The following is a 5,267-nucleotide window of genomic DNA, read 5'->3' as shown; positions in this document are numbered from 1 at the left end:
GACGCCTGCGGCCGCGCGTCGGCGGCGGTGCTGCGGGTCGCGGTCCCGGTCGCGGTGCCGGTCCCGGTCGCGGTGCGTGGCGGCGCTGGATCCTCGCCCTCTGGCTCGTGCAGTGCCTCGCCTTCGTCGCGGGTCTCCTCCTCGCGCACTCGTCCCTCGGCGTCGTCGCGACCGCGGTGACGATCGGCGTCCTCGTGGGCGTCGCGTCGGCCGCGCTCGCCGGGGCCGCCGCGCGTCGTGCGGGACGCGGATCGGGCTTCGTCGACTCCGCCTCGATCACCGCCTACGCGTAGGCGCCCGCCGCCGGACCGGAGACGCCCGGCCGCACCGCGAAGAGCATCCCCGCGCGCGGGTGCCGCGTGGAGTCCTCCGCCGAGTAGCCCTCCTGCGAGGTCGTGATGACGAGCACGTCGCGGTCGGGGCCGACGAAGGCGCAGCTGGAGACCTGCGGTGCGTCGACGCGAACGGATCCCACGTGCTCGCCCGCGGGGGAGTAGCGGCGCACCTCGCCGCCGCCCCAGAGCGCGACCCAGAGGAAGCCCTCGTCGTCGACGCACATGCCGTCGGGGTGGCCGTCGGCGGGGTCGATCTCGACCACCACCTCGGGGTCGGCGAGGCCGCCCTCGTCCGTGACGCGGAAGCGGCGCACCTGCTGCGTGGGGGTGTCGATGTAGAGCATCTCGTCGCCGTCGGCCGAGAACGCGGTGCCGTTGGAGATGGTGACGCCCTCGAGCACGGTCGTGGCACGGCCGCGGTCGAGGAGGTAGAGCGCGCCGGCGCCGGGGGTCTTGTCGAAGGCCATGGATCCGGCCCACAGCCGGCCGCGCGGATCCACCTCGCCGTCGTTCATGCGGCGCCGGATGCCGTCCGCCGGGAGCACGTCGGCCATCGGGATCACCGCGCCGTCGCCCGTGAGGCGGACGAAGCCGTCGCGCGCGGCGAGCACGTGGCCGCCGTCCGCGTGCCGGACGACCGCGCCGACCGGGCCGCCGACCGCGGTCTCGGTGACGGGCCCGACCGCGAGCGTGACGGGATCGAGCGTCGCCTCGCGCACGATGCCGGCGTACTGGTCGGCCCAGAGGAGCGTGCCGCGCGCCGCGTCCCAGAGCGGCGCCTCGGCGTGCTCGGAGCGGACGGTGTCGAGGGGCACGGCGTCCCACGTGGTGACGCTCATCGGGCGCCGTCCCGCGGCCCGCGCTCCGGAGCGCCCTCGCCCTCGTACGCGCGCTGCGGCATCTGCGTGGCGAGCTTGCCGCCGCTCACGTCGACGAGCGTGCCCGTGATGTACCCGGCGCGGTCGCTCGCGAGGAAGACGAGGAGGTCGGCCACGTCGTCCGGCCGCTCCCACCGGCGGATGCTGAGGGTGTCGAGCAGGCGGTCCTGCGCGGGCTCCGGCATCTCGGCGAAGCCGTTCATGGCCGTGGGGATCATGCCGGGCGCGTACGCGTTCACCGTGATGCCCCACGGCCCCAGCTCGCTCGCGAGCACGCGCGTGAACTGCACGACGGCGGCCTTCGACGCGCCGTATGCGGCCGCGCCGACGCTCGGGATGACGGCCGCGAACGACGCCGCGTTGATGATGCGCCCGCCTCCCGCCGCCTTCATGGCCGGGATGACGGCCTGCGAGAGCAGGAACACCCCGCCGACGTTCACGTCGAACGCGGCCTGGAAGCGCGCCGGCTCCAGCGTCTCGACCGACCCCTCCACGTTGATGCCGGCGTTGTTGACGAGCACGTCGACCCGGCCGGCCGCCTCGACCACCTGCGCGACGGCCGCCTGCACGGACGCCTGGTCGGTGACGTCGGCGACGATCGCGGTGATCCCCTCCGGCAGCGACTCGCGGAAGCGGAGGTCGAGCCCGAAGACGCGGCACCCCTCCTCGAGATAGCGCTCGGCGATCGCGCGGCCGATGCCCTGCGCGGCACCTGAGACGACGACGACCCTGTCGCGGAGGTCGATGAGCATGCGTGTTCCCCACAGTCCGAATAGCGTTTCCCTCAACGTAGGGGTGACCGAGGGAGACCGCCATGTCCGGAGCACGGACGCACGACGACCACGACGACCACGACGGAGACGTACCTGGGGAGGGAACGGCGAGCCCGCGGACCCTCTGGGTGAGCGGCGCGGGATCCGGCGTCGGGCGCGCCACCGCGGTCGCCGCGGCCCGCGACGGCTGGCACGTCGTGCTCTCGGGTCGCCGCCGGGAGGCGCTCGAGGAGACGCGCGCGCTCGTCGACGACCTGGGATCCACCGCGGTCGTCGCCCCGCTCGACGTCACCGACGACGCCGCGCTCGCCGCGGTGGTCGCGGGCCTCGACCGGCTCGACGGCGTCGTGGTCGCCGCGGGCCTCAACGCCCCGCGCCGGTCGTGGGCCGAGCAGGACCTCGCCGACTTCGACCGCATCCTCGCGACCAACCTCACCGGACCCGCGCACCAGGTCGCGGCCGCGCTCCCGCTGCTGCGCGCATCCGGCGGCACGGTCGTGCTCATCTCCTCCTACGCCGCGTGGACGCACTCGCCGGGCGCCGGCGTCGCCTACAGCGCCTCGAAGACGGCGCTCTCGACCCTCGTTCGCGACCTCAACGCGCAGGAGGCCGCGAGCGGGATCCGCGCCACCCACCTCTGCCCCGGCACCATCGACAGCGACTTCCTCGCGCTCCGGCCGACCGTGCCCGACGCCGCCGAGCGCGCCGCGATGCTCACGCCCGACGACGTGGCCCGCGCCGCGATGTTCGTGCTCGCCTCGCCCCCGCACGTGAGGATCGACGAGCTGGTGCTGTCCCCGATGTCGCAGCGCGGCGGGTTCTGATCGGTCGGCTTCCCTAGACGAACGTCTCGTGAAGGCGTTGAGTGGTCTCTCGTCGCAACGATGCGACCACCAGGAGGCAGCACCATGAGCACCGACCAGCGCACGCGATCCGACGGGGCCGCCGTCCGCCGCGGACTCCTCACCTTCATGGCGGCCCCGCCGCCCGCACCCCGGCTCGACGACGCCGCGGTCGCCCGCCGCTACCCGCGCCTGCGCCTGCAGGTTTTCATGGGCATCTTCATCGGCTACGCGGCCTACTACCTCATCCGCAACAACGTGCCGCTGGTGGCGACGATCCTCCGCGACGAGAACGGCTTCAGCGCCCTCGGCCTCGGGATCCTCACCAACGGCGTGCTCCTCGCCTACGGCTTCAGCAAGTTCCTCAGCGCGATCGTCAGCGACCGCAGCAGCGCGCGCTGGTTCCTCCCGATCGGCCTGCTGCTCTCCGCGTTCGCGAACCTCGTGGTCGCGTTCGTGCCGGCCGTCGGCGCGTCCGTCGCGCTGTTCGCCGTGGTGATGATCGTCAACGGCTTCTTCCAGGGCATGGGCTGGCCGCCGTCCGGCCGCACGCTCGTGCACTGGTTCTCCACCTCGGAGCGCGGCGGCAAGACCGCCATCTGGAACGTCGCCCACAACGTCGGCGGCGCCGGAGCGGGCGGTCTGGCCGGTCTCGCGATCGCGACCTTCGGCACCTGGCAGAGCGCGTTCTGGTTCCCCGCGATCGTCTGCATCGTGATCGCGCTGATCGCCTTCGTGCTCCTCCGCGACACCCCCGAGTCCGAGGGCCTGCCGCCCATCGAGGAGCACCGGCACGACCCGGCGCCCGTCGAGTCCGACGCCGCCGACGAGGGCGCGTCGACCTGGGCCACGATCCGCCGCTACGTCATCGGCAACCGCACCATGGTGAACCTCGCGCTCGCCAACGTGTTCGTCTACACGCTCCGGTACGGCGTGCTCGTGTGGGCGCCCATCTACCTCGCGGACGTGCGCGGGGCCAGCCTCGGCGAGGGCATCGCCGGGTTCTCGCTGTTCGAGCTCGCGGGGATCCCCGGCACACTGCTCTGCGGGTACATCAGCGACAAGGTCTTCCGCGGGCGGCGCTCGCCCACCGGCATCCTGTTCATGGCCGCGGTCGGCGTGGCCGTCGCGATCTACTGGCTCTCGCCCGCCGACGGCCCGCTGTGGATCTCGCTGGCGGCGCTCGTGCTCATCGGCGGCCTGATCTACGGGCCGGTCATGCTCATCGGCCTGCAGGCGCTCGACCTCAGCCCCCGCAGGGTCGCGGGCACCGCGGCCGGGTTCACGGGCCTGTTCGGCTACGTGCTCGGCGCGACGCTCGCCTCGACCGGCATCGGCGCGTCGGTGCACGCGTTCGGCTGGGACGTCACCTTCGTGCTGATCCTCGTCTGCGTCGTGCTCGCGATCGTGCTGCTCGCGATCGTCGGCAAGGACGAGTCGGCGCTGCGCCGCCGTCGCGAGGAGCGCGGGGACATCGCGGCTCGCTGATCCGGTCCGCACGGTGCCGGGGGCGGATCAGCTCGCGCCCGGCACCACGATCCCGCGCTCGTACGCGAACACGACGGCCTGCACGCGGTCGCGCACGCCGAGCTTCAGCAGCAGGCGCGAGACGTGCGTCTTCACGGTGGCCTCGCCGAGGTAGAGGCGCTCGGCGATCTCCGCGTTCGCGAGGCCCTCGGCGAGGAGGCGCAGCACCTCGAGCTCGCGGTCGGTGAGGGTCCCCACGCGCGGATCGGTCGGGATCGTCGGGGCGGCGGCGGGTGCCGCGTCGTCGTGGGGCGCGTCGGATCCGCGGCCGAAGCGCTCGATGACGCGGCGCGTGACGTCGGGCGAGAGCAGCGCGTCGCCGCGCGCGATCACGTGCACCGCCTCCACGAGCGACTCCGGCGACGCGCTCTTCAGCACGAACCCGCTGGCGCCCGCGTCGAGTGCGGTGAAGAGGTAGTCCTCGCGGTCGAAGGTGGTGAGCATCAGCACCCCCGCGGTGATCGCGGGGTCGGCGACGATGCGGCGCGTGGCCTCGAGGCCGTCGACGCGCGGCATCTGCACGTCCATGCAGATCACGTCGGGCGCGAGCGCGGCGGCCAGGCGGACGCCCTCCTCGCCGTCGGCCGCCTCGCCGACCACCTCGATGCCGTCCTCGCTCTCGAGGATCACGCGGAAGCCCGCGCGCACGAGCGCCTGGTCGTCGACGATCAGGACGCGGATGGGGGCGGATGTCGCCGTCACGGCGGCGGCGGGGTCGATCGGGTCGGCGGTCATGCGCGGGTCTCCTCGGGGACGGATGCGTCGAGCGGGACGGGCATCGGCACGGGCGGCACGACCGGCGCGCGTCCCGTCGGCACCGACGCGCGCACGAGGTAGCCGCCGCGCGCCTTCGGGCCGATCTCGATGGATCCGCCCACCGCCGCGACGCGCTCCCGCATGCCGCGCTGGCCG

Annotated in this window: 6 protein-coding genes and 1 pseudogene; 3 read left to right on the top strand and 4 right to left on the bottom strand. The window is 73.8% G+C overall.

Translation table 11 applies throughout. The annotated features are described in order from the left end of the window. A pseudogene (locus tag DZG00_RS11870) lies at window positions 1-293 on the top strand (hypothetical protein); the annotation flags it as partial. Here DZG00_RS11870 and DZG00_RS11865 read toward each other — a convergent pair. Then, window positions 284-1,174 carry an SMP-30/gluconolactonase/LRE family protein gene (locus tag DZG00_RS11865; protein WP_119455652.1) on the bottom strand — a complete coding sequence of 297 codons (891 nt, stop codon included), beginning with the start codon at window positions 1,172-1,174 and terminating at the stop codon, window positions 284-286. The pseudogene DZG00_RS11870 and the gene DZG00_RS11865 overlap by 10 nt on opposite strands. After that, window positions 1,171-1,965, bottom strand: coding sequence for an SDR family NAD(P)-dependent oxidoreductase (locus DZG00_RS11860; protein WP_119455651.1), 795 nt, complete (start codon window positions 1,963-1,965; stop codon window positions 1,171-1,173). The genes DZG00_RS11865 and DZG00_RS11860 overlap by 4 nt, the downstream gene beginning before the upstream one ends. Window positions 1,966-2,027: 62 nt before the next feature. Between DZG00_RS11860 and DZG00_RS11855 the strand changes: the two genes are divergently transcribed. Continuing rightward, window positions 2,028-2,810: an SDR family oxidoreductase gene (locus DZG00_RS11855; RefSeq protein WP_119455650.1), complete on the top strand. Its 783-nt coding sequence runs from the start codon at window positions 2,028-2,030 to the stop codon at window positions 2,808-2,810. An 84-nt stretch (window positions 2,811-2,894) separates the two neighbouring features. Next, window positions 2,895-4,316 carry an MFS transporter gene (locus DZG00_RS11850; protein ID WP_119382585.1) on the top strand — a complete coding sequence of 474 codons (1,422 nt, stop codon included), beginning with the start codon at window positions 2,895-2,897 and terminating at the stop codon, window positions 4,314-4,316. A 27-nt stretch (window positions 4,317-4,343) separates the two neighbouring features. Here DZG00_RS11850 and DZG00_RS11845 read toward each other — a convergent pair whose 3' ends face one another. Together DZG00_RS11845 and DZG00_RS11840 are read right to left on the bottom strand one after the other, a co-directional pair. Next, window positions 4,344-5,090 carry a response regulator gene (locus tag DZG00_RS11845; protein ID WP_119382584.1) on the bottom strand — a complete coding sequence of 249 codons (747 nt, stop codon included), beginning with the start codon at window positions 5,088-5,090 and terminating at the stop codon, window positions 4,344-4,346. Continuing rightward, a partial coding sequence (locus DZG00_RS11840; protein ID WP_511172839.1) for an ATP-binding protein occupies window positions 5,087-5,267 on the bottom strand: 181 nt, incomplete at its 5' end. The genes DZG00_RS11845 and DZG00_RS11840, both read right to left, overlap by 4 nt.

The sequence above is a fragment of the Clavibacter lycopersici genome, from assembly GCF_003576405.1.
Taxonomy (GTDB): Bacteria; Actinomycetota; Actinomycetes; order Actinomycetales; family Microbacteriaceae; genus Clavibacter; species Clavibacter lycopersici.
This window is presented reverse-complemented; position numbering and strand designations above follow the sequence as displayed.

Excerpts from the sequence above, each read along its gene's own strand:
- DZG00_RS11845 (WP_119382584.1), bottom strand. The coding sequence starts at position 5,090 with ATGACCGCCGACCCGATCGACCCCGCCGCCGCCGTGACGGCGACATCC.
- DZG00_RS11865 (WP_119455652.1), bottom strand. The coding sequence starts at position 1,174 with ATGAGCGTCACCACGTGGGACGCCGTGCCCCTCGACACCGTCCGCTCC.
- DZG00_RS11860 (WP_119455651.1), bottom strand. The coding sequence starts at position 1,965 with ATGCTCATCGACCTCCGCGACAGGGTCGTCGTCGTCTCAGGTGCCGCG.
- DZG00_RS11855 (WP_119455650.1), top strand. The coding sequence starts at position 2,028 with ATGTCCGGAGCACGGACGCACGACGACCACGACGACCACGACGGAGAC.
- DZG00_RS11850 (WP_119382585.1), top strand. The coding sequence starts at position 2,895 with ATGAGCACCGACCAGCGCACGCGATCCGACGGGGCCGCCGTCCGCCGC.